The sequence below is a fragment of the Arthrobacter sp. SIMBA_036 genome, assembly GCF_046535135.1.
Lineage (GTDB): Bacteria > Actinomycetota > Actinomycetes > Actinomycetales > Micrococcaceae > Arthrobacter.
The window spans coordinates 1-259 of sequence record NZ_JAWRXG010000282.1 but is presented as its reverse complement, the minus strand read 5'-3'; the positions used below and the strand labels follow the sequence as shown (position 1 = coordinate 259).

Annotated in this window: 1 protein-coding gene; it reads left to right on the top strand. The window is 34.4% G+C overall.

Going from position 1 to position 259, the window contains the following annotated elements:
• Positions 1 to 13: 13 nt before the first annotated feature.
• The coding region (locus SB659_RS19895) for a Wzt carbohydrate-binding domain-containing protein (protein ID WP_410551664.1) at positions 14 to 259 on the top strand (246 nt) is incomplete at its 3' end.

The window sequence follows — 259 nt, the reverse complement described above, 5'->3', positions numbered from 1 at the left end:
ACGGTTCGTTAAAATAAACAAATTCGTAAAAGATGTTAAAATACTGAATGATTCAAATGAGCCAGTCAATTGCATGGAAGTTGGAAAAAACTATTCATTTGAAATCTCCTGTTCAGGTTTAAGTGAGTATTCCGACCCACATGTTGGTTTTCGCATGCAGGACAGGTTAGGGCAAGTACTGTACGAGACAAATACGTACTGTCAAAAAAGTGATCTGGAAAATAAGAAGTTCGATCGTATACTATTTTCATTTAAAAAT